This is a genomic window from Amycolatopsis nivea, assembly GCF_004522235.1.
GTDB lineage: Bacteria > Actinomycetota > Actinomycetes > Mycobacteriales > Pseudonocardiaceae > Amycolatopsis > Amycolatopsis nivea.
Genome location: NZ_SDLT01000004.1, coordinates 124911 through 146214, shown reverse-complemented (window position 1 = coordinate 146214; position 21304 = coordinate 124911). Strand labels below are relative to the sequence as shown.

The 21304-nt window shown below is 69.3% G+C and carries 20 protein-coding genes; 13 read left to right on the top strand and 7 right to left on the bottom strand.

Annotated elements, in window-relative coordinates; translation table 11 throughout:
- The first annotated feature begins 5 nt into the window (after positions 1–5).
- From EIZ44_RS06520 to EIZ44_RS06500, 5 genes are all read left to right on the top strand, one after another.
- Positions 6–881 (top strand): DUF5926 family protein, encoded by an 876-nt coding sequence (locus EIZ44_RS06520; protein WP_134664509.1) that lies wholly within the window; start codon positions 6–8, stop codon positions 879–881.
- A 55-nt stretch (positions 882–936) separates the two neighbouring features.
- Positions 937–1290: a DUF952 domain-containing protein gene (locus EIZ44_RS06515; protein ID WP_134727987.1), complete on the top strand. Its 354-nt coding sequence runs from the start codon at positions 937–939 to the stop codon at positions 1288–1290.
- A 124-nt stretch (positions 1291–1414) separates the two neighbouring features.
- The gene (locus EIZ44_RS06510) at positions 1415–1978 is read left to right on the top strand and encodes a SigE family RNA polymerase sigma factor (protein ID WP_240691232.1); all 564 of its coding nucleotides are present in this window, start codon (positions 1415–1417) and stop codon (positions 1976–1978) included.
- Positions 1975–2802, top strand: a complete 828-nt coding sequence (locus EIZ44_RS06505; RefSeq protein ID WP_134727986.1) for a hypothetical protein — start codon at positions 1975–1977, stop codon at positions 2800–2802. Before EIZ44_RS06510 ends, EIZ44_RS06505 begins: the two co-directional genes overlap by 4 nt.
- A 95-nt stretch (positions 2803–2897) precedes the next feature.
- A complete protein-coding gene (locus EIZ44_RS06500; RefSeq protein ID WP_134727985.1) occupies positions 2898–3482 on the top strand; it encodes a dihydrofolate reductase family protein in 585 nt (194 codons plus the stop codon).
- Positions 3483–3551: 69 nt separating this feature from the next.
- Here the strand turns inward: EIZ44_RS06500 and EIZ44_RS06495 are convergent, their stop codons facing one another.
- From EIZ44_RS06495 to EIZ44_RS06485, 3 genes are all read right to left on the bottom strand, one after another.
- A complete protein-coding gene (locus EIZ44_RS06495; RefSeq protein ID WP_037807613.1) occupies positions 3552–4103 on the bottom strand; it encodes a ferritin in 552 nt (183 codons plus the stop codon).
- A 141-nt stretch (positions 4104–4244) separates the two neighbouring features.
- A complete protein-coding gene (locus tag EIZ44_RS06490; RefSeq protein WP_134728058.1) occupies positions 4245–5441 on the bottom strand; it encodes an arginine deiminase in 1197 nt (398 codons plus the stop codon).
- Positions 5442–5502: 61 nt separating this feature from the next.
- On the bottom strand, positions 5503–6336 hold the full coding sequence (locus EIZ44_RS06485; RefSeq protein ID WP_134727984.1) for a CPBP family intramembrane glutamic endopeptidase: 834 nt from the start codon (positions 6334–6336) through the stop codon (positions 5503–5505).
- A gap of 22 nt (positions 6337–6358) precedes the next feature.
- Between EIZ44_RS06485 and EIZ44_RS06480 the strand changes: the two genes are divergently transcribed.
- On the top strand, positions 6359–6826 hold the full coding sequence (locus EIZ44_RS06480; RefSeq protein ID WP_134727983.1) for a PPOX class F420-dependent oxidoreductase: 468 nt from the start codon (positions 6359–6361) through the stop codon (positions 6824–6826).
- A 3-nt stretch (positions 6827–6829) separates the two neighbouring features.
- Here the strand turns inward: EIZ44_RS06480 and EIZ44_RS06475 are convergent, their stop codons facing one another.
- Positions 6830–7630: a DUF2470 domain-containing protein gene (locus EIZ44_RS06475; protein ID WP_134727982.1), complete on the bottom strand. Its 801-nt coding sequence runs from the start codon at positions 7628–7630 to the stop codon at positions 6830–6832.
- A 241-nt stretch (positions 7631–7871) separates the two neighbouring features.
- On the opposite strand from EIZ44_RS06475, the gene EIZ44_RS06470 reads away from it, so the two are divergent.
- Together EIZ44_RS06470 and EIZ44_RS06465 are read left to right on the top strand one after the other, a co-directional pair.
- Positions 7872–8726: a hypothetical protein gene (locus EIZ44_RS06470; protein ID WP_268744717.1), complete on the top strand. Its 855-nt coding sequence runs from the start codon at positions 7872–7874 to the stop codon at positions 8724–8726.
- A complete protein-coding gene (locus tag EIZ44_RS06465) occupies positions 8723–9358 on the top strand; it encodes an IclR family transcriptional regulator (protein WP_043837868.1) in 636 nt (211 codons plus the stop codon). The genes EIZ44_RS06470 and EIZ44_RS06465 overlap by 4 nt, the downstream gene beginning before the upstream one ends.
- Here EIZ44_RS06465 and EIZ44_RS06460 read toward each other — a convergent pair.
- Both EIZ44_RS06460 and EIZ44_RS06455 read right to left on the bottom strand, forming a co-directional pair.
- On the bottom strand, positions 9355–10023 hold the full coding sequence (locus tag EIZ44_RS06460) for a DUF998 domain-containing protein (RefSeq protein ID WP_134727981.1): 669 nt from the start codon (positions 10021–10023) through the stop codon (positions 9355–9357). The genes EIZ44_RS06465 and EIZ44_RS06460 overlap by 4 nt on opposite strands.
- Positions 10024–10130: 107 nt before the next feature.
- Complete coding sequence (locus EIZ44_RS06455; RefSeq protein ID WP_167754004.1) at positions 10131–10730, bottom strand: TMEM165/GDT1 family protein; 600 nt, start codon at positions 10728–10730, stop codon at positions 10131–10133.
- 173 nt (positions 10731–10903) lie between these two features.
- On the opposite strand from EIZ44_RS06455, the gene cutA reads away from it, so the two are divergent.
- From cutA to EIZ44_RS06430, 5 genes are all read left to right on the top strand, one after another.
- The gene (gene cutA / locus EIZ44_RS06450) at positions 10904–11224 is read left to right on the top strand and encodes a divalent-cation tolerance protein CutA (protein ID WP_037718964.1); all 321 of its coding nucleotides are present in this window, start codon (positions 10904–10906) and stop codon (positions 11222–11224) included.
- A 132-nt stretch (positions 11225–11356) separates the two neighbouring features.
- Positions 11357–12856 carry a cytochrome ubiquinol oxidase subunit I gene (locus EIZ44_RS06445; protein ID WP_134727980.1) on the top strand — a complete coding sequence of 500 codons (1500 nt, stop codon included), beginning with the start codon at positions 11357–11359 and terminating at the stop codon, positions 12854–12856.
- A gap of 291 nt (positions 12857–13147) precedes the next feature.
- Positions 13148–14155, top strand: coding sequence for a cytochrome d ubiquinol oxidase subunit II (cydB, locus tag EIZ44_RS06440; protein WP_134727979.1), 1008 nt, complete (start codon positions 13148–13150; stop codon positions 14153–14155).
- Between the two features lie 44 nt (positions 14156–14199).
- Positions 14200–17742: a thiol reductant ABC exporter subunit CydD gene (gene cydD, locus EIZ44_RS06435; protein WP_134727978.1), complete on the top strand. Its 3543-nt coding sequence runs from the start codon at positions 14200–14202 to the stop codon at positions 17740–17742.
- Between the two features lie 70 nt (positions 17743–17812).
- Complete coding sequence (locus EIZ44_RS06430; RefSeq protein WP_134727977.1) at positions 17813–18994, top strand: GAF domain-containing sensor histidine kinase; 1182 nt, start codon at positions 17813–17815, stop codon at positions 18992–18994.
- 1132 nt (positions 18995–20126) lie between these two features.
- On the opposite strand, the gene EIZ44_RS06425 is transcribed toward EIZ44_RS06430, so the two are convergent.
- A complete protein-coding gene (locus EIZ44_RS06425) occupies positions 20127–21266 on the bottom strand; it encodes an epoxide hydrolase family protein (protein ID WP_134727976.1) in 1140 nt (379 codons plus the stop codon).
- Positions 21267–21304 lie beyond the last annotated feature (38 nt).

Genomic DNA, 21304 nt, shown 5'->3' with positions numbered 1-21304 from the left:
CTGAAATGGGTAAGGGCGCGCGTAAGAAGGGTCCCAAGCCGGACCGCAAGCCGAAGGTGCGCGACGTCTTCGTCGGGCAGCCGTTCGAGGGTCTGGCCGCGGAGCCGGAGCTGATCGCGTTGCGCGAGTTCGTCCCGTCGGCCACGGCGAAGCTGACGCTCGCCGACGGCGGCGACGTCACGCTCGGCACGGTGCTGCCCATGGCCGCCGCGGCGTTCGTCCGCTCGGACGGCGAGCGGTTCCTCGGCCTTCAGGTGCAGACCCGGTCCTCCGACATCAGCCGCGACCTCGGCCGTGCGCTGCGCTGGCTGCTCGACGCCGAACCGGGCGACGTGCTGTCGGTGCCGGACACGACGTCGCCCACCGACCCGGACGAGCACAACCGGCTCCAGGACCTGCTCGTGCCGAGCGCGGAGCTGGAGGTCGCCCTCCACACCGACTTCGCGTGGTGGCTGCCCGAGGACGCGGACGCGACCGGCGACGTCGCGGTCTCCCTCGAACGCGCGAACGCCGCGATCATGCCCACCGACCGGCTCGGCTCCGGCGCGTACTGGGTGCTCGCCGGCGAGAAGGCGCACCTGCGCTGGGTCCGCCCGGAACCGGAGAACCTGCTGCTGCAAGCGCTTGCGCGGCTGTCCGCGGCCGGCACGCTCGGGCTCGGCGAGGGCACCCGGTACGCCGGGTCGTTCCGTGCGCACGGCCTGCTCGTCCCGGTGTGGGACCTCGACCCCGAGGCGCACGCGCGGGAGTGGGCCGAGCCCAAGGACCAGCTCGGCGCCCGGCTGGACGAGGCGCTCAAGTCGCTCGACGCCGAGCCGCTCAACGCCGCCGAGCGGCGTGCCCGCGACGGGCTGATCGGACGCCAGCTCACCATCCGCTGACTTGTCCACCTGTGGACAACTCGACCCGAGTTGTCCACAGGTGGATGATCGCCGCGTGATCCTCCACATCTGCACCCGCGCCGAGTGGGCCGCGGTGCCCGCCGACGGCGAATACCGCGCGTCCTCGCTCGACGACGCCGGATTCATCCACTGCTCGGACCCGGGCACCGTCGCCCTTCCCGCCAACGCCGTCTTCCGCGGCCAATCCGGTCTGGTCCTGCTGGAAATCGACCCCAAGCTGGTCGACGCGCCCGTCCGCTGGGAGGACGGCGACCCGCCGGACCCGCGCGGAATCCAGTTCCCGCACATTTACGGGCCGATCCCGCGAAACGCTGTGGTCGCGGTACACGATTTCCCCACTGACGCGGACGGTGTCTTGAAGCTGCCCGAGTCGCTTTCCGTGCGCTGACCTCAGTTGTCCACAGCTACGGAAAGTAGCGACGGAGACGGGACAACCCTCGGGGGCGCTCATGCGTGGTGGGGATGACGAGGAACCGTCGCTCGACGCGGTCATCCGGGGAGGGGGCGATACGGTGACGGCAGCCGCATTGCCTCTGACCAGCGGGGATCCGCCCTGGGCCGGTCAGCAGGCGGAGACGGTCAACGCCATCACGGACTTCGGCGACTTCGTGCGCGAGGCCCTGCCCGGGCTGCTCCGCTACGGCCACGTCCTCACCGGAAACCCGCACGACGCCGCGGACCTCGTGCAGACCGTGCTCGAAAAGATCGGTGCACGCTGGTCGTACGTGCAGCAGAAGACCGGCGACCCGCTCGCGTACGTGCGGCGTTCGATAGCGAACGCGCACGTCAGCCGCTGGCGCCGGACGCGGCGGGAGAACCTCGTCGCGGATCTGCCGGACACCAGCCCGTGCGCGCCGAAGGACCCGTTCGAGCACGAGCCGCTGTGGCAGGCGCTGCGCGACCTCCCGCCGCGGCAGCGCACGGTGATGGTGCTGCGGTACTACGAAGGACTGTCCGAAGCGGAGATCGCCAAGGCGCTGGACATCAGCCAGGGGACGGTGAAAAGCCAAGCGAGCAAGGCGATCGCGTCCCTGCGGGCGAAACTGAGGAACCAGGAAGGAGGCGACGCCGGGTGAGTCAGCCCGACGATCTGGAACAGCGGCTCCGCGCCCTCCTCGCCGACGACCGGCTAGCCGTCGAACCAGCCGAGGACGCCGCGTCGGCCATCGTGGCCGGCGCGCGCAGGCGGCGGCGCAGGCAGCGGGTCCTGACATCCGCGGCCGGGGCGGTGTGCGTGCTCGCGGTGGGGTCGGCCGGGCTGGTGGCGATTCAGTTGCGCACCCAGCCCGCCGCGACCGGCGTCGCCGCCCAGCAGGTCGCTTCGGCGCAGCCCACGCTGCCTTCTTCGGTACCCGAGCCCCCGTCGAGCGCCGAATCAACGCAGGTGCAAGCGCCGCCCGTGCCGATGGAGCCCACCGTGGCCGACCCGCCGGTGCCGCCCGCGCGTCCGCACCACACGAAGCCGGCGCCGCCGAAGACGACGCCGCCGAAAGCCGTGTCCGGAGCGCTGGTGACCGCGGACGGCCTTGGCGCGGTGAAGCTCGGCATGACCGAGCAGCAGCTCACCGACCAGGGCATGAAGCTCACGACGGTGAAAGAGTCGGCCGGCTGCACTTACTACGACGTCAGCGGTGGCGGGGTGCCTCCCTCGACGGCTGTCGTGTCGGCGGAGAACGGCGTGGTCGCGGTGAAGCCCGACGGTGCCGCGCACACCCCGGAAGGCGTGGGCGAAGGGTCGCCGAAGGACCAGGTCACCGCGACCTATCCGGGTACGTCGGAGTCGGGGAGCGCACTCGTGTCGCCGACCGGTGACCAGGGCGCGTACCACTTCACGCTGGATTCGGACGGGGCGGTCCAGGCCATCGAGGTCCGGGCGAAGACGCAGGACTGCGCCGGCTGAAAAATTCCGTGAGCCGATGTCGATCTGGCTCCGCGCCGCTCGTGTAGCGGGTGACGGGCCGATTGGCGGCCCGCGGAAGCGGAAGGACATCCCCGATGCGTTCGATCAGCGTCACCCTGAGCATCACCCTCGACGGCGTCGTCCAAGGCCTCGGCCGCAGCGACGAGGACACGCGCGGTGGGTTCGACCTAGGCGGCTGGGGCAATGGCTACAGCGACGACGTCATGGCCCGCGAGATGGGCAAGGGCATGAGCCGGCCTGGGGACATGCTGTTCGGCCGGCGCACCTGGGAGGACTTCGCCACGGCTTGGGGGCCGCGGACGGACGGGAATCCGTTCACCGCGCACATGAACGCGGCGACGAAGTACGTCGTCTCGACCACCCTCGACAACGCGGACGCCTGGCAGAATTCGGTGCTGCTGCGGGGCTCCGCGGTAGAGACCGTGGCGGAGCTGAAAGCCTTGCCGGGCAAGGATCTTTCGATCATCGGCAGCGTTTCGCTCGTGCGCGCGCTGCACGCCGCCGGGCTGGTCGACCGCTACACCTTGCTGATCCATCCGCTGACCCTCGGCCGCGGCGCGCGGCTGTTCGAAGGACCGGCTCCGCTGACCGAGTTTTCGCTCGACGGCAGCGTCGCGACCACCACCGGCGTGCTCATCGCGCACTACGTGCGGCGCTGAAGTTATCCACATGGGGAAGCCCGGTTGTCCACACTGGGGACAACCGGGCTTCCGGCACGTGTCGAGCGCTTACAGCGCGCCACCCGCGACCGGGGGCATCCCGGCGTCCGCGCCGGCGTCGCCGACGGCCTCGCGGTGCAGGAACTTCTCGATCTCGTAGACGTTGTCACCCGCGCGGCGCGCGACCGTGACGAGCGTCGACATCTGGGAGATCTCCTCGACCTGCTCCTTGAGGAACCACTGGGTGAACTGCTCGCTGATGTAGTCCTCCTCGGCTCGCGCGGCCTTCGCGAGCGCGGAGATGTCGGCAGCGACCTCCTTCTCCTGCTCCAGCGCGAGCTCGAGCAGCTCGAGCGGAGCGGAGAACTCGTTGCGCACCTCGCCGGTGCCCGGGACCTCGACGTGGTGGTCGCGGTCGAGCATGTACTGGACGAGCGCCATCGCGTGATTGCGCTCCTCGACGGACTGCTTGTAGAAGTGCTTCGCGAGCTGCGGCAGGTCCTCGTTGTCGAACCAGACCGCGAGCGCGATGTACTGCTGGGAGGCGTTGAACTCGTTGTGGATCTGCGCCTGCAGCAGTTCGTAAAACTTCGAGCGCGGTTCTTTCTTCGTAGCGGCCATGTCCATCACCGTACGTCAATGTCCGATTATTTTCCACTTTTGGCTGGTGATCTCCACCCTATTAGGGTTACCATTCCTCAAGAAGGAAATGCTTATTTTGGTTAGCCTTCCCTTAATATGTGCGCCCTTATTAAGGAGAGGCTAACTTTTCTTTGCCGGGGGATCGCGGCGCACCGGGCACGACATGCAGCGCGGGCCGCCGCGGCCGGACCCCAGTTCGGACCCGGTGATCGGCAGCACCTCGATGCCCGCCGCGGTGAGTCGTTCGTTGGTCTCCGCGTTGCGTTCGTATCCCACGACCACACCCGGGGCCAGTGCCAGCGTGTTGTTGCCGTCGTCCCACTGCTCGCGCTCCGCGGTGACCGGGTCGAGGCCGGTGTCGATCACCCGCAGCCGGTCGATCTCCATCGCTTCCGCGGCGGCTTCGAGAAACGGCGTCGGGCCCGCCACTTTCACTCCGCCGTCGCCGGTCGGCTTGATGGTGAACGCGGTCAGGGAATCGCGGGCGAGCGGATACATCACGACGGCATCGACATCGACCATCGTGCATACGGTGTCGAGATGCATTGTCGCGCGCGATTGTTCGATCGGTACCGCGAGGACGGTATGCGCGAGTCCGTCGGCGAATACCGAACGCGCGAGCGATTCGGCGCCGGCCGGAGTCGTCCGTTCGCCGACGCCGATCGCGACGACGCCGGGGGCCAGCAGCATCACGTCGCCGCCTTCGATCGGCGCGGAATGCGCGCCGTAAGCGCGGGCGGCGTGGCGGAATCGCGGATGGTAGGCGTAAATGAGGTCGAGCAGCGCCGTTTCCCGCCGCCGCGCGGGCATGGTCAGCGACGAGATCGCGACGCGGTCGCCGATCCACGCGGACGAATCGCGGGTGAACAGCAGATTGGGCAGCGGATCGACGGCGAAGTCGCGCGGATGGTGCATCATCCGCACCAGGGACGCGCCCTCGGCGGACGGCAACTCCTCGAACGTCATGCCCGCCATCAGGACCTCGGCGAGGGTGGGCGCGCCGACGCTCGTGAGATGCGACCTCAGCGAGTCCGCGAGGTCGCTGCCGAGCCGCCGGTCGTCCACCGCGGCGTGGACCCCGGCGGCGTGCGCACGCGGATCTTCCAGCGCGGTGCGGAGAACGTCGGCCAGCAGGAGCACTTCGACGCCACGTCCGCGCAGGACGTCGGCGAACGCGTCGTGCTCCTGCTGGGCCCGGCTCACCCACGGGATGGAGTCGAAAAGCAGCTTGTCGTTGTTGCGGGGCGTGAGCCGTTTCAGCTCGTTTCCCGGCCGGTGCAGCAGTACTGCCCGAAGCGGCCCGACTTCGCTGTCCACCCTGGGAGGTGCGGTGCTTTCGCTCGTCTCGCTCACGAAGTGCGAGCCTAATGAGCGGGCATCACGGGAGCCAGGAAAGACGGCCTTTCAGCAACGAATAGCCGACGAAGGACACCACATCGAACAAAGTATGCGCGGCGATGAGCGGCCACAGCCGGTTGGTCCGCTGCCACACGCGGCCGAACACGAGCCCCATCACGAGGTTGCCGACGAACCCGCCGAACCCTTGGTACAGGTGGTAGGAACCGCGCAGCACCGCGGCGCCGAACAGCGACGCGTTCTCGCGCACGCCGAGCTGCCGCAGCCGCGTGAGCAGATAGCCGATCACGAGCACTTCCTCGGCGAAAGCGTTGCCGAACGCGGAAAGCGTCAGCGCGATCGGCCGCCACCAGGTATCGCCCAAAGTGGACGGTTGCACCGCGAGGCTGAACCCGAGGTGATAGGAGACGAAGTACAGCACGAGCCCGGGAATGCCGATCAGCGCGGCGATCCCGACGGTGATGAGCGCGTCGGAACGGATGCGCCTGCTCAGCCCGATTTCGCGCAGTTTCATCCCGGCCCGCCACAGCAGGTACAGCCCGAGCCCGCCCCAGCCGATCAGCTGCGCGGCGCTCAGCAGCTGCTGGAGCAGGTCCAGCAGGCTCGCCGCCGCGCGCGGGACGTTGAGCTGCACTTGCTGCTGCGCCAACGGGGTCGGCCGCAGCAACGAGTCCACAAGGGACAGCAGGCTGCGCGCGCCGGACAGCCCGAGGGTGATGCCGAAAACGAGGACCAGCTCGATCTTGACCGCCCGCCGCTCGCGCGGATCGGTGAGCTGAGCCGGGAACGCCGGAAGTGCCGGGTTGAGCCAGGATCGCAGGCCCGACGGCCGTCCGGAACGCTCTGTGGTGCGCATGAACGCACGCTACCGTCGGGGTATGCCGAGGACTATCGCCACCAACACGAAGGTCGAGCGCGCCGAACTGGTCGCGTTCCTGAAACCGCGTCACCGCGCGATCCTGGTGACCACCCGCGCCGACGGGCGGCCCCAGCTGTCCCCGAACACCTGCGGCGTCGACGACGAGGGCCGCATCGTCATCTCGACCTACCCGAAGCGCGCGAAAGCGGTCAACCTGCGGCGCGAGCCGAAGGTGTCGGTGTGCGTGCTGTCGGACGAGTGGAACGGTCCGTGGGTGCAGGTCGACGGGACCGCCGAGGTGCTCGATCTGCCGGATTCGGTCGAGCCGCTGGTCGATTACTTCCGCAGCATCTCCGGCGAGCACCCGGACTGGGACGAGTACCGCGAGGCGATGCGCAAGCAGGGCAAGAGCCTGATCCGGATCACGATCGACCGGTGGGGGCCGATCGCGACCGGCGGCTTTCCCCCGGAGCTGGCCGACGACTGACGGTCAGTCCTCGCCGTGCTGGTGGCGCAGGAACGGGCAGCCGAGCAAGCGCCGCAGTTCCGCGGCCAGCTGCGGCGGGCTGTCGACGGTGCGGGAGAACGCCAGCCGGACGTCGTGGTCGCCCGCCGGTGATTCGACGCGCAGGCGCAGGCCGTACCGGTCGAGGCCGAGCGGGCGGATCCGGCCGCCGCGCAGGTCCGCGGGCAGGTGCCGGCCCAGCTGTTCCACCACGTCCGGATGGTCGCTTTCCAGGTGCCGCAGCCATTCGGCCTCGTAATCGTGGAACGGGTCCGGCGGGGCCGCGCTGAACATGTGCGGCCGGAGCGAATGCGTGCCCTCGGCGTCGGCGAGGACCAGCGACGCCGGGGTCAGCCGGAGCAGCGTGAGGCCGTGGCCGACGTCGAGGAGCCGGTGGTCCGGCCGCTGTTCGGCGATCGACACCGCGCGGGCGCGGGCCGACACCTCCGTCAGCGGCCGGAGCCATCCGGTGATCCACAGCAGGCCGCGGACCGGTTCCCGCAGCGCCACTGGGGCGTGGTCGGCGAGCTCGACCATGACGGCGAGCTCGCCGCGCTGAGCCTGCCGGGACGCGCGCACCATCGGGTGCTCGTCCGGCAGAAGAATGCTGACGCTTCCGCTGTGGTGCACGTGATGCAGGACGGGCTCGACGCGTTCGGCCTCGCAGCCGGCGCTCTCGACGGTCGGCATGATCGTCGCCGGGCCGCCGCGGGTCGCGATCGTCTTGGCGCGTTCGGCGGGATTCGGCGCGGGCGGGCGGCGCACGGATACGGGTGCCTCGGTCACGGCTCACCTCCTACTTAGGTGAGCCTAACCTGAATTGCCGCGCGAAGGGAAGAGCGCGCGCGAAGATCACCCACGGGACGGGAAAATGCTGGTCAGCGGATTGGCCTAAGGGAGAGGCCGCGCGGAATCGGCTTATTCGGCCGGTTGATCCGGTGTTGGGAAGACCTGGAAATGCGTCCGCAGAGCGAACGATTTTGTCCCCATGCCGTACGCTACTAGCGTGTCAGTCGTGTCAAGCGCTGTGGAACTCACGCCCCCCGGCCCCCGTGGAATTCCTCCCCTGTTCGCGCGGCTCGTCGACGACTCGGCGCTCTTCCCGCCCGCGGACGTCGCGATGCCGGAGGCGCTGCGTGCGCACTTCGAATCGCGCGGCGGGGAACACGCCGGGGTGCTCGGGGTTTTCCTGTGCCAGGCCTCGCGGCTGCCGGAGCTGATCACCGAGCTGATCAAGATCAAGCCCAAGGAGCCGCTGCCGCTGTCGCTGATCATCGACACCGGGCTGGGCGGCGTTCCGAAGGCGATCTCGATCGTCGAATCGCGCAGCGAGCTGCTGTCGCTGCGGATGGTGGAGATGCCCGCCCCGTCCGACGTCGACGAGGTGTGGCTCGAACGGGTCTCGGAGTTCGTGCCCGAGGACGTCATCCGGGTGGTCGAACCGCGCCGCGGCGTCGGCTGGCTGGACGGCGTCCGCAACGTGATCGAGCACGGCAGCTGGCCGAAGATCCGCTGCGGTGGCAAGGCGGGGGAGAACTTCCCCAGCGTGGACGAGGTCGCCGACTTCCTGTCCGTGGTCAGCGGCTCGCCGGGAGCGTCGTTCAAGGCGACGAACAGCCTGCACCGCGCGGTCCGGCACGTCGACCCGGAAACCGGCTTCACGCATCACGGCTTCCTGAACCTGCTCGTCGCGTCGGCGCGCTGCCTCTCCGGCGGCGACGTCCGCGCGGCGCTGGAATCGACCGACGGCAAGGCGCTCGCGGACGAAGCGCGCGCTCTGCCGGAGCCGGCCGCGAAGGCGGTCCGGCAGCTGTTCGGGTCGTACGCGGCGGCGTCCTTCGCCGAGCCGGTGGCCGACCTGGGTGAACTCGAGCTGTTGTGAGCACGGAGGGGTCGCTGACCCTCGACCGCGGTCTGGCGCTGCTGCAGGCGGTGGCCGATTCGGGCGAGCAGGCGGCGACCATCTCCGAACTCGCGGTGACCATCGGCGCGAGCCGCGCGGCGGTGTACCGGCTGCTGGTGCCGTTGGCCGAACGCGGCCTGATCTGGCGGGACGGCACGAAGGTGCGGCTCGGCGTCGGAGTGCTGCGGCTGGCCGGTCAGGTGCTGCCACAGCTGCGCGAGGCCGCGCGGCCGGTGTTGCGCGAGCTGGCCGAGAAGGTCGGCGCTACCGCGCATCTGACGGTGGCGCAGGGCGATCACGCGCAGGCGGTCGCGGTGGTGGAGCCGTCGTGGACGAGCTACCACGTGGCGTACCGGGTCGGCAGCAGGCACGCGCTCGCCGCGGGTGCGGCGGGACGGGCGATGGCGTTGCGGCCCGGCGGCACTGACAAGTGGGCCGTTTCGACCGGCGAGATCGAGGCCGGTGCTTCTGGCGTCGCCGCGCCGGTGCGGGGGGTTCCCGGTCTGCGGGCGAGCGTCGGGGTGATCTCGTTGGAGCCGTTGGCTTCGGACGAGGTGGGGCCGTTGGCGGTGGAGGCGGCTTTGAAGCTTGCCGAGGTGCTGCGGACCTAGCGGCGGGACGCGGCGACCAGCGGGCGGACCATGGTCAGCAGCAGCGCCAGGTCGACCGTGAACAGCAGCCGCTCGAACAACCCGAGCGTCACTTCCTGCTGCGCGGGCCCGGTGAGCAGGGTGAACACGAAACCGCCCAACACCACCGCCACGCTGGCGAAACTCGCGACGGCCAGCCGGCGGATCGTCGTGCGGCGCGGCTCCCACGGGCACGATCGGCCGCCGCGGCGGGTCAGCAGCCAGGCGGCCGTGGGGAGCGCGAGGAAGGCCGTGAGGGCGGCGGCGTTGTGCAACTGGCCGTCGAAGGAACGGGCTTCGCCGTTGGGGTCGACGGGGACTGTCGCGCAGATCGTGAGGCCGGCGCACCACACGCCGAGCAGGATGACGACCGCGGGCGAGCGGCGGGCTTTGACGAGCCCGGCCAGCAACGCCAGCGAACCCAGCGCGAGCGCGAGGCACATGACGGCGAACAGCCGCGCGGCCGAATGGTCGCCGAGCCTGCCGTAGACGTACTCCGACAGCGTCTGCCAGATCGGGCTGATTTGCGCGGAGAGCCGCAGGTGCAGGTCTGTGGCGATGAGCACCGCCGCCCCGATGCCCGCCAGCGCGAGCCTGCCGTGCACCGGCGACACCGGCGACACGGCGGCGCGGGAGGTGGTCGGCACGGGCGCTCCTCGGCGGTCATGGCGGAGGCCATGGCGTCACCGGGGGTTCACCTGGTCCTCGTTCGGGGGTTCCGAAGAGGTTACCCGGCGTTCCTGTGAAACGGCCGTTACCAGAGCAGCTGGGCCAGCGCGAACGCGGCGAAACCGGCGAACACGAACCCGGCGACCCGCTGGATCAGCTTCGGCCGGATCCGGTCGCGGATCTTCGCGCCGATGAACACCGCCAGCCCGGCGACCGACACCAGCGCGACGAACGCGCCGACCCCGACCGCGAACGGGTTGCCGAGACGGGCGACGAGGCCCGCGGTCGCCAGCTGCGAGGCGTCGCCCCACTCCGCGGCGAAGAGCACGCCGAAGGACGTCAGCGCGGAACGCAGGAACGACACCGGCCCGGGTCCGGACCGCGACGCGTCCTCGCCCGCTTCGCTGCCTTCGCTGAAGCCCTCGCGCATGAGCAGGAACGCGCCGACGCCGAACATCGCGGCGACCAGCACCGAAACAAGAGTTTCCGGCAAGAGGGTGAGCAGGCTTCCGAAAGCGACCGCGATCACGCATTGCACGGCGAACGCCACGCATACTCCGGCGAATACCGGCCAGGCGCGGAAACGAGTAGTGAGCACGAGGGTCGCGACGAGCGTCTTGTCCGGCAGCTCGACGGCCAGTACCAGGCCGAACGCGCTGAACAGAGCGATCAATGCGGGAGACATGGGTTCGTGCTCACCCCTTTCACTGCAACGATAAAGGGGAGGTTCAGAAAACCGCAAGCTGATGGGTTTCGCGAATTGCCTGATAAGGTCGGCAGAATGCTCGCCGCTGGTGGGCCGGAATATTTTTTTCGGTGCGCCGAATTCTGTTTTCCGGCTGCGGTACGGTGCGGGTCATGTCTGCTGACCACGTCGTCGTCACCACCACCGTCGACTCCGAGGCCGCCGCGCGCACCATCGCCGCGAGCGCCATCGAGGCCCGGCTCGCCGCGTGCGCCCAGATCGTGGGGCCGATCACCAGCGTTTTCCGGTGGGAGGACGAGGTGCAGACGGCGGCCGAATGGCGGGTCGAGTGCAAGACGGCCGCGGACCGGTCCGGTGCGCTGGAGGAGTTCCTGAACGTGCGGCATCCGTACGACCTGCCCGAGGTCATCGTCACGCCGATCGTCGGCGGCAGCCCGCGGTACCTGTCGTGGCTCGTGGAGGAGACCCGCTGAGCACCACCTGATCGGGGGTAGCTCGGCCTGGGTCCGGACCCGGATTCCAGCAGGTCGGCGGGACGTTGGTCCCGGCTGGTTCAGGACGTGTTGAACTGGCTGGCGCGACTGTGCGCGCGGAGGATCGGACACGTGGATGTCCTTGAGCTCGCGCGGTGGCAGTTCGGCATCACCACCGTCTACCACTTCCTGATGGTCCCGCTGACCATCGGACTTTCGGTGCTGGTCGCGGCCATGCAGACGGCGTGGGTGCGCACCGGCAAGCTGCGGCACCTCAAGATGACGAAGTTCTGGGGCAAGCTGCTGCTCGTCAACTTCGCCATGGGCGTGGTGACCGGGATCGTGCAGGAGTTCCAGTTCGGGATGAGCTGGAGCGCCTACTCCCGGTTCGTCGGCGACGTGTTCGGTGCGCCGCTCGCGATGGAAGGCCTCCTCGCGTTCTTCGTCGAGTCGGTCTTCCTTGGCCTGTGGATCTTCGGCTGGGACCGGCTTCCTCGTCGCGTGCACCTGGCCTGTGCGTGGGCGTTCTCGCTGGCCACGATGGCCTCGGCGTACTTCATTCTCGCCGCGAACTCGTGGATGCAGCACCCGGTGGGCGTCGAGTTCGTGAACGGCAAGCCGACGATGAACTCGATCGGCGCGGTGCTCACGAACAACACGGCGCTCGCCGCGATCCCGCACACGCTCGCCGGCGCGTTCTCGGTAGCGGCGGCGTTCCTGGTCGGCGTGGCCGGCTGGCACCTGTGGCGGCGCCGTTCGACGTCGGACGAACACCGCGAGGTCTGGCGCTCGTCGCTGCGCCTCGGCGGCTGGGTCGGCGTGGTGGCGTTCGCGGTACTGGCGATCACCGGCGACATGCAGGGCAAGCTGATGTTCGAGCAGCAGCCGATGAAGATGGCGTCGGCGGAAGCGTTGTGCCACACGGAAAAGCCGGCGAGCTTCTCGATCATCGCGATCGGCGACGTCGCTAACGCGAACTGCGAGGACGTCAAGACGTTCAACGTGCCCGCGCTGCTGTCCTTCCTGGCGCACAACGACTTCTCCACCGAGGTCAAGGGCGTGGAGAACCTGGTTTCGGAATACCAGGCGAAATACGGCACGAACTACCCGGACGACCCGGCGCTCGGTTCGCTCGCGGGCAAACCGATCGACTATGTGCCCAGCCTGCCGGTGACGTACTGGGGCTTCCGGATCATGATCGGCTTCGGCGCGATCTCCGCGGGCATCGGCCTGCTGGCCCTGTGGCTCACCCGACGCGGCCGAATCCCCGGCGGACGCTGGTTCCCGCTGCTGGTGCTCGGCGGCATCGCGACGCCGTTCATCGGCAACAGCGCGGGCTGGATCTTCACGGAGATGGGGCGGCAGCCGTTCGTGGTCGCGCCCAACCCGACCGGCGTCGAGGGCATGTGGATGTTCACGGCACAGGCGGTGTCGAGGCTGACGGTGGGCGAGGTCCTGACGTCGCTGATCGCGTTGACGCTGCTGTACGCGGTGCTGGGCGTGGTGGAGCTGTACCTGATGCGCAAGTACGTACGGGGCGGGGTGGACGCGGTGATGCCGCCTGCCGCTGCTTCCTCTTCTGACGAAGGTTCGGATGATTCCGATGACCAGGCGCTTTCGTTCGCCTACTGACCCGGTGGAGCGGGCCGGGGTGCCGCCAGAAGACCCGGAGGGCCGGGTCTGGGCGCGGCCCGCTCCACTGGCCTGGACCGGCTGGCGAGACCAGCCTCCCGCCGAGAACGCAGCCCCCGCCCTCACCGGGGGGACGCCCCGTACCCAGCGTAATCGGGTCGTGGCTCTCGCGGGTTACCCACAGCGAATCTGTGGACAACTCGGCGGGTTGTGGATAACTCAGGGCCATCGTGGGGACAACCCGGTGGCCGACCGGATGACGCCGGCGCACGCCGGACGAGGTGAGTGGGCATGACGCTCGAAACGCTGTGGTTCGCGATCGTCGCGTTGTTCTGGCTGGGGTATCTCTTCCTCGAAGGATTCGACTTCGGCGTCGGGATGCTGCTGCCGGTGCTCGGGAAGACGAACACCGAGCGGCGCGTCCTCGTCAACACGATCGGGCCGGTCTGGGACGGCAACGAGGTCTGGCTGATCGTCGCGGCCGGGGCGACCTTCGCGGCGTTTCCCGGCTGGTACGCGTCGCTTTTCTCCGGTGCCTACCTTCCGTTGCTGCTCGTCCTCATCGCGCTCATCGGGCGCGGCGTCGCGTTCGAGTACCGCGGCAAGGTCGACTCCGAACGCTGGCGGCGCGTCTGGGACCGCGTGATCATCATCGGTTCCTGGATCCCTCCGCTGGGCGTCGGGCTGCTGCTCGCGACCACCGTGCTCGGCCTGCCGCTCGACGCGCAAGGCAACCGCGTCGGGTCGCCGTTCGAGTCGGTCCGGTGGGACACGCTGCTGGGCGCGGTGGCGATCGTCGGGTTCTCGCTCGTGCACGGCGCGGCGTTCCTTGCCCTGAAAACGACCGGTGACCTGCGGGAACGGGCACGCATCATCGCGCTGCGCATCCTCCCGGTCGGGCTGCTGCCGTTGGTCGCGTTCCTCGTGGTCGTCCAGGTCCGCGAGGGCAAACTGTGGACGCTCTTCTCGCTGGTGATCGTCGTCCTCGCCGCCGCGGTCGCGTGGCTGCGGCTCTACGTCGACCGCGACGGGCAGGCGTTCGCGGCGCTCGCGGTCGTCATCACGGCCGCCGCGGTGACCTTCTTCGGCGCGCTCTACCCGAACGTCCTGCCGTCCACGCTCGACCCGGCGCACTCGTTGACCATCATGAACAGCGCGGTCAGCCACTACACGCTGACGGTGATGACCTGGGTCGGCGCGTTCGGGGCGCCAGCTGTGCTGATTTATCAAGGCTGGACCTACTGGGTGTTCCGCAAGCGCATCGGCGTCCAGCACATCCCGGCGGTGCACGCACCATGACCGAGCTTCCCGGCCGCGCACCCCTTTCCGCCACCGGGTCCCCCATGGACCCTGTGCGGCCGGGCAAGGGTCCGCTCGGCGCGCTATCGGCCCTGGGGCCGGCCGCGCGCCGAGCGCTGATCCTGGTCGCGGTGCTGTCGTTCGGGAACGCGGTTTTCCTTGTCGGACAAGCTTTTCTGCTGGCGGACATCCTCGCGGACGTGGTCTCCCGGGGGCTGGGGGAAGGGGGCCGCACCGTCCAGTTGGCTGTCCTGTTCGCGCTCGTCGTGGGCCGCGCGGGCACCAGCTGGGCGGTGCGGGTGGTCTCCGCCCGCGCCGCCGCGAGCGCGCAACGCGACCTGCGCGCCCGCGTCGTCGACCACGCGTTGCGCCTCGGCCCGGAATGGCTCGCCCGCCGCGGCCACGGCGAACTCACGACCCTCGTGACCCGCGGCCTCGACGCACTCGATTCCTACTTCCGCGAGTACCTGCCCGCGCTCGTCACCGCCGCGGTCGTCCCCATCGCGGCAGGCGCGGCGATCCTGTGGACAGATTGGCCGTCGGCGGTGATCATCGCCGCGACGGTCCCGTTGCTGCCGATGTTCGCCGTCCTGGTCGGAAAATTCACCGCCGACCGCGTTTCCGGCGCGACGGACGCGGTGCACCGGATGTCCGGCCTGCTGCTCGAACTGGTGCGGGCGCTGCCAGTGCTCACCGCGTTCCGGCGTGCCGATGCCCAGGCCGAAACCGTCCGGAAACTGTCGGACCGGCATCGTCGCGCCACGCTCAAGACGTTGCGTGTCGCGTTCTCCTCGGCATTCGTGCTCGAACTCGCGGCGACGCTCTCGGTCGCCTTGGTGGCGGTCGTCATCGGCGTTCGGTTGGTGTCGGGATCGCTCCCGCTGGCGATCGGACTCGGCGTGCTGATCCTCGCTCCCGAGTGCTACCAGCCGATTCGCGCGGTCGGCGCGGCATTCCACGCGAGCGAGGACGGCGTGGAAGCGGTCCGCCGGGTGACCGCGGTGCTCGCGGAGCCGGTCCCGGCCGAAGGAACGCGGACCGCGCCCTGTGGATCGTTGGTTGTGTCCGACCTAAAAGTCGCTCGACGCGGTGGATTCGCTCCCGACGGCGAGAGTTTCTCCGTCCGGCGCGGCCAGATCGTGTGGCTGCGCGCGCCGAGCGGTGGCGGTAAATCGACCACGCTAGCGACCTTGCTGGGCTTCGTGCCGTCCTACGACGGGTCGGTGCTGGCCGGAGACGTACCGCTGGCTCAGGCCGACCTCGAACGGTGGCGCGCGGGGATCGCCTGGGTCCCGCAGTCGCCGGTTTTCAGCGGCGGCACCGTGCGGGAAGAACTCGCGGTCGCTGGACCGGACGTCGACGCGATGCTCGGCGAACTCGGCCTGCACGGCCTCGCCGACCGTCCGGTCGACCGGCTTTCCCAAGGACAACGCCAGCGCGTCGCCGTGGCTCGGGCATTGTTGCGAGTTCAGTCAGGCGCGTGGTTGCTCCTGCTGGACGAGCCGACCGCACACCTGGACGACGTCAACGCGCGCCGGGTCATGGACGCCGTCGAGCGAGCCGTCGAAAACGGTGCGGCGGCGGTCATCGCTGCGCACGAACGTTCAGCCGCAGTCGCTGTTCAGGACTCGGCTCCCGCGGCGGTCAGTGAGTCCACTTCGGACAGTTCTGATGCCCGACCGCTTCCTTGGCGGATGCTGCTCGACCGACGGCTGTTCTCGGGAGCCCTGTTAGGTGCCTTGGCACTCTTGGCCGGGATCGCCCTCACCGCGACCTCTGGCTGGTTGATCGCCAAAGCTTCGTTGCAGCCGCCGATTCTGACCTTGACGGTCGCGGTCGTCGGGGTGCGCGCGTTCGGACTCGGCCGGGCCGGACTCCGGTATGTCGAACGGCTCGTGACGCACGACGCCGCCTTCCGGATCGCCGGACGGTTGCGTGTTCGGCTATGGAATGCGTTGGTGCGCTTGGGTCCTGCGCGCAGTCTCGAAGCCGGGGAGAGCCAGCGGCGGTTGGTGACGGACGTCGACACGGTGCGCGATCTGCTGCCGCGAGTCGTGTCGCCGCCGATCGTGGTCGGGCTGGTCGCGGCCGGGGCTGTCGCGGTGCAGACGTTGGTGCTGCCGTCGGCCGGTTTGGTACTGGCCTTGACTGTGCTGGTCGGCTTGGCGGCACCGGCGGTCGCGTTGCGGTTGGAGCGACGGGCGACTTCGGCCCTGGCTGCTGGACGCCGGGACGTCGCTGCGCGGGTGCTGGTGCTGTTCTCGTCGGCGGCGGAACTGCTCGCTTACGGCGGGGCGGCTTCGCGTCGCCGCGACTTGGCCTCGACGGACACCCGACTGGCCGCCGACACCCGACGGCAGGCCTTCGGCGCAGGCGCGGCGGATGCACTGATCACGCTGGCGACCGGGGCGGCCGCAGTGGTCAGCACGATGCTGGCGGCGGGCGCGGTCGGCCGTGGGGAGCTGGCGGGGGTGATGGCTCCGCTGCTGGCGTTGGTGCCCTTGGCGCTGGCCGAGGTGTTGGCGCTGTTGCCGCAGGCGGCGGTGCATTGGGACACCCTGCGAGCGGCTCGGATTCGGCTCGGCGCGGTGGTCGGCGAGTCGGAGGTCGGGCGTTCTCAGAGTGCGGCTGGTTTTGCCGGGGGTGTGTGCGAAGCGGATGGCCGAGCGCGCGCTGCGGTTGGTTCCACTGGCGGCATCCACGAAGTAGCAGGTCGCGCGGGAGCGGGGAGGTCGCGGGGTGTGGCTGGTTTTGCCGGGGGTGCGTGCGACGCCGACGCCCGAGCGCATGCTGCGGTTGGTTCCGCTGGGGACATCCACGAAGTAGCAGGTCGCGCGGGAGCGGGGCGTTCGCGGGGTGCGGCTGGTCCCGCCGGGGACGTTGACGAAGAAGCCCGTCGTGCTGAACCGGCGGGTTCCCTTGTCGCTCAGTCCGTCGACGAGCCGGACTTGGAGCGTGCAGCTGCGGTTCGGTTGCGGGGTGCCGAGCTGGGGTGGCCTGGCGGCGAGGCGGTGCTGAAGGACGTCGAGTTGAGCGTGCCGACCGGGGCTTATGTGGCGGTCGTCGGGCCGAGCGGGGCTGGGAAGTCGACGTTGGTGGCGGCCTTGCTGGGGTTCCTCGAGCCTCGTCGCGGCGAGGTCGTGGTGCCGGCGAAGGTGGCTTGGGCACCGCAGGAGCCGATGCTCGTCTCGACCACTGTGGCGGAGAATTTGCGGCTCGCTGATCCGTTGGCGGAGACGTCCGATTTGCGGCGGGTGCTGGATCAGGCGCAGTTGCCGGAGCTGGATTTGGCGACGGTGCTCGACAGCGCCGGGGGCGGGTTGTCTGGTGGGCAGGCGCAGCGGGTCGCGTTGGCGCGGGCGTTGCTGGCGGCTTCGTCGGCGGAGTTGGTGTTGCTTGACGAGCCGACGTCGCATCTCGACGAGCCCACGGCGCGGGCGTTGCGGGCGACGTTGCGTACAGAGCTTGCTGGACGGACGGTCGTGCACGTAACGCACAATGCGGATGAAGAGCTGCAAGCGGACATCGTTTTCGAGGTCCGGGACGGGCGCGTCGTGCGGCGGGCGTTGCCGCGGGTGGCGGCGTGACGGAGGGTTGTTGGTGACGGTCACGATTTCGGGTCTGGGGCAGGGCTCCGCGCTAAGGTCGGAGTTGCTTATGGACCCGACACTCGCCGCGCGCGCCCTATCCGCGGCTACGGAGATCACCAGCACCGCGCTGTCCGGGGACGACCCGGAGGGGGTGCTGGAAACAGTCGTGGCCAGAGCCGTCGAGCTGGCGGACGCGGACCTCGGGCTGGCGATGGTCAGCGCCGATGACGGGCGCGTCGTGGTCGAGGCGGCGTATGGGGTCGACGGCCTTCTCGCCGAGGTGTCGACGGGCGACGGTGACGGCGGGCCGGTCGGGGAACTGCGCGGGCTGACCCTCGGGACGGATTCCGCGGCGGGCCAGGTCGCGCGCGGCAGCGAGCCGATCGCGGCGGAGGACTTCATCGTCGACCCGCGCACGGCCCCGTATGTGCCGGACGAACTGCGCGGGTACGGACCGTTCGCGGCCGCGCCGTTCGGTTCCGGCGGGCGGGTGCTTGGCGCGCTCACGGTGTACCGACGACAAGGTCGCGAGCCGTTTTCCGCGGGCACGGTCGAGATGCTCGCGGCGTTCGCGGCGCAGGCCGGGGTGGTGCTCGCGCTGGCGGAGGGCGCGAACGCGCGGCATCGCGTCACCCTCTACCAAGAGCGCGAACGCATTGCCCGCGAGCTGCACGACGTGATCGTGCAACGGCTCTACGGCACCGGCATGCAACTGGACCGGGTCCGCCGCAACATGCGCAAACGCTTCGCGCAGGCCGACGGGGCCCGGCTGTCCGACGCGATCGACCAGCTGGACCAGACCATCGAGGAAATCCGCGGCACCGTGCGCGCCCTGCGCTCGCCGGAGCCACGGCACGACCCCGGCACCCCGACCGACCTCGCCGAATCCGCGCGCGGTGAAGTGCGCATCGCCGGCGAGCTGCTCGGGTATCCGCCGACCCTGGAGCTGTCCGGCGAGTTCGCCGACATCCCCGCCGAGCGGGCCGACCACATCCGTGCCGCACTGCGCGAGGCACTGTCCAATGTGGTCCGACACTCCGGTGCGAGCGAAACCCGCGTGACGTTGACCCGCGACGCGGAGGGTGTGAAGCTTCGCGTGCGGGACAACGGATCCGGGGTGCCGCAAGGGGTCGCGACCCGGGGGCTGCGGCATCTCGCCGAGCGTGCTGATGCTGCTGGTGGCCGGTTTTTTCTCAATTCTTCGCCGAGTTTGGGGACGCTGGTCGCGTTTGACCTGCCGCTTGAGTGAGTGGTTCGGTGGTTGGGTTGTTGCGCAGGGGTCAGTAAGCCCAGCGGGGGGACGACAGCCGCAGTGTGGCGATGGAGAACTGCGGCTGGCGGCGAGAATCGCAGTGCGGCGACCGCCAAATCGCGGCGCAGCTACGACAGCCGCAGGGCGACGACAGCCGCGCGGCGACGGCAGCCGCAGCGCGGCGACGGCAACCGCGGCGGAGCGATGACAACAGCAGCGGCGGCCACGACTGCTCGGCGCAGCGCCGAACAACCGCTGTGCGGTCACGAACAACGGCAGCGCGGGGACGAGAACCGCAGTGCGGCGACGACTACTGTGGCGCAGCGACGAACAACCGCAGCGCGGCGATCGACGCTGAAGCAGCCATGCCGCAACGTCGACACCGCACGCGCGACCGCGCTCCTTGCAGCTGTGACGGGACGCCCGCCGCGTAGCCACCGCGTACCCACCACGCTGCGACTCCACCGCACGGCAACTCCACCGCATCGGTGACAGTTCGCGTTGCACCGACCGCCGTGACCGGATTGCCTTGGCTGCCAAGGCAATAAGGCAATAACCCGTCCAGCGTCGAGTCCTGAGCGGACTCCGAAGCGGCAGTTACCGCGCCGCGCGCGCACGTCGCGGTAACCACATCGCGTCGAGCTGACATCGGACTCGTCAGGGGCAGCCGCACAGCACGGCGTAGCTCTGCACTGTGTCGTCGACCCCGCGTCGCGGCGACCTAGCGCAGTACCGAAACGCCACCTCGACCTAGCACTGTTTCAAGCCAGCCACCTAGAATCCGCCGCCTCGGATCGCAGGAAACGCGCTGTGTGTGCGTGTCTGAATCGCGTTTGTCCTGAATCGTCGCGGCAAACACGCCGCATCGACCTCGCGCCGTTGTGAACCCACCGCTGTGAACACACCGCGCACCAAGAGATTCAGCCTTCACGAGTCATCGAACACACTCCTTCCTCGAATTCGCTCTGCCACCGAGCCGTTCCCCATGGTAGCGAAGAATCGAACATCCATTCGGCACTCAATTGGGTGAACCACTCCCTGGAAGTCGGCTACCCACAGCTCTGTCTTGGACGCCGAGAACCCCGTCCGCAGCAACGCGGGCGGGGTTTGGGCGCGGAATCAGCAGGGGTCAGTCGCGGTTAGCGAAGAAAGCGCGAATGTCGCCGGCGAGGAGGGCGGGGCGTTCCATCGCCGCGAAGTGGCCGCCTTCCTCGAAGCGGCTCCAGTGCACGATGTTGGTGTTGTCGCGTTCGGCGAAGGTCTTGATGGTCTGGAAGTCGTCCTTGAACACCGCCACCCCGGTGCGCGCGTCGCTCACCCGCGGCTCGGACTGTGCGCGGGCGTTCTCCAGGTAGCTGCGGCTCATCCCGGAAGCGGCGTTGGCGAACCAGTTCACGCTCGCCTCCAGCAGGATCGTTTCCAGCGGCACCAGCGAAGTCCCGTTGCCGAAGGAGTTGAACAGCTCGCTGTAGGCGAGTAATCCGATCGGGGAGTCACTGAGGCCAACGGAAACCGTCTGGGGGCGCGACGCGTTCATCGTGTTGTAGCCACCGACTGATTGAAACCATTGCATGTGCGCCAGGCCGGCGTGATCGGCCGGTTCGAGGCGTTCGAATTCCGCCGGGTCGCCGGACGGGAACGAGAACAGCTGCAGGACGTGCAGGCCGAGGAAACCGTCCGGGTTCAGCACACCGAGCTCCCTGGCGACCATCGCGCCGTTGTCCGAGCCGTGGATTCCGTAGCTCTCGTACCCGAGGCCGCGCATCAAGCGGTCGTACGCGACGGCGACGCGGGCGACCGTCCAGCCCGCTTCGGCGACGGGCTGGGAGAAGCCGTAGCCGGGCGCGTCGGGGATGACGACGTCGAAGGCGTCCTCTTCGCGGCCGCCATGCGCGACCGGGTCGACGAGGCGGTCGATCAGGTCGAGGTAGTCGACCGACGAGCCGGGATAGGTGTGCGCGAGCAGCAGCGGCGTCGCGCCGGGATGGACGGAGCGGACGTGGATGAAGTGGAACGTCTGGCCGTCGATCTCGGTGGTGAAGTGCGGGAAGGAGTTGATCCGCGCTTCGGCGGCGCGCCAGTCGAAGCTCCGCCACGCCTCGAGCGCCGTCCGCAGGTAGGCGTTCGGGGTGCCGGCGTCCCAGTCGTCGGTCGGCGACGGCTGCGGCAGGCGGGTGCGGGCGAGGCGGTCGTGCAGGTCCGCGAGTTCGGCGTCGGTGACCTCGACGGTGAACGGGCGGAGGGCGAGGGAGGCGGTTGCGTTCGTCATGAGAAGAACACTAGGAGGCTATTAGGTAGGATCAGTTC

Bases quoted from the DNA above. Each gene is read 5' to 3' on its own strand.
- EIZ44_RS06520 (WP_134664509.1), top strand. From the start codon at position 6: ATGGGTAAGGGCGCGCGTAAGAAGGGTCCCAAGCCGGACCGCAAGCCG.
- EIZ44_RS06500 (WP_134727985.1), top strand. From the start codon at position 2,898: ATGCGTTCGATCAGCGTCACCCTGAGCATCACCCTCGACGGCGTCGTC.
- EIZ44_RS06495 (WP_037807613.1), bottom strand. From the start codon at position 4,103: ATGGCCGCTACGAAGAAAGAACCGCGCTCGAAGTTTTACGAACTGCTG.
- EIZ44_RS06485 (WP_134727984.1), bottom strand. From the start codon at position 6,336: ATGCGCACCACAGAGCGTTCCGGACGGCCGTCGGGCCTGCGATCCTGG.
- EIZ44_RS06480 (WP_134727983.1), top strand. From the start codon at position 6,359: ATGCCGAGGACTATCGCCACCAACACGAAGGTCGAGCGCGCCGAACTG.
- EIZ44_RS06455 (WP_167754004.1), bottom strand. From the start codon at position 10,730: ATGTCTCCCGCATTGATCGCTCTGTTCAGCGCGTTCGGCCTGGTACTG.
- cutA (WP_037718964.1), top strand. From the start codon at position 10,904: ATGTCTGCTGACCACGTCGTCGTCACCACCACCGTCGACTCCGAGGCC.
- cydB (WP_134727979.1), top strand. From the start codon at position 13,148: ATGACGCTCGAAACGCTGTGGTTCGCGATCGTCGCGTTGTTCTGGCTG.
- cydD (WP_134727978.1), top strand. From the start codon at position 14,200: ATGGACCCTGTGCGGCCGGGCAAGGGTCCGCTCGGCGCGCTATCGGCC.
- EIZ44_RS06430 (WP_134727977.1), top strand. From the start codon at position 17,813: ATGGACCCGACACTCGCCGCGCGCGCCCTATCCGCGGCTACGGAGATC.
- EIZ44_RS06425 (WP_134727976.1), bottom strand. From the start codon at position 21,266: ATGACGAACGCAACCGCCTCCCTCGCCCTCCGCCCGTTCACCGTCGAG.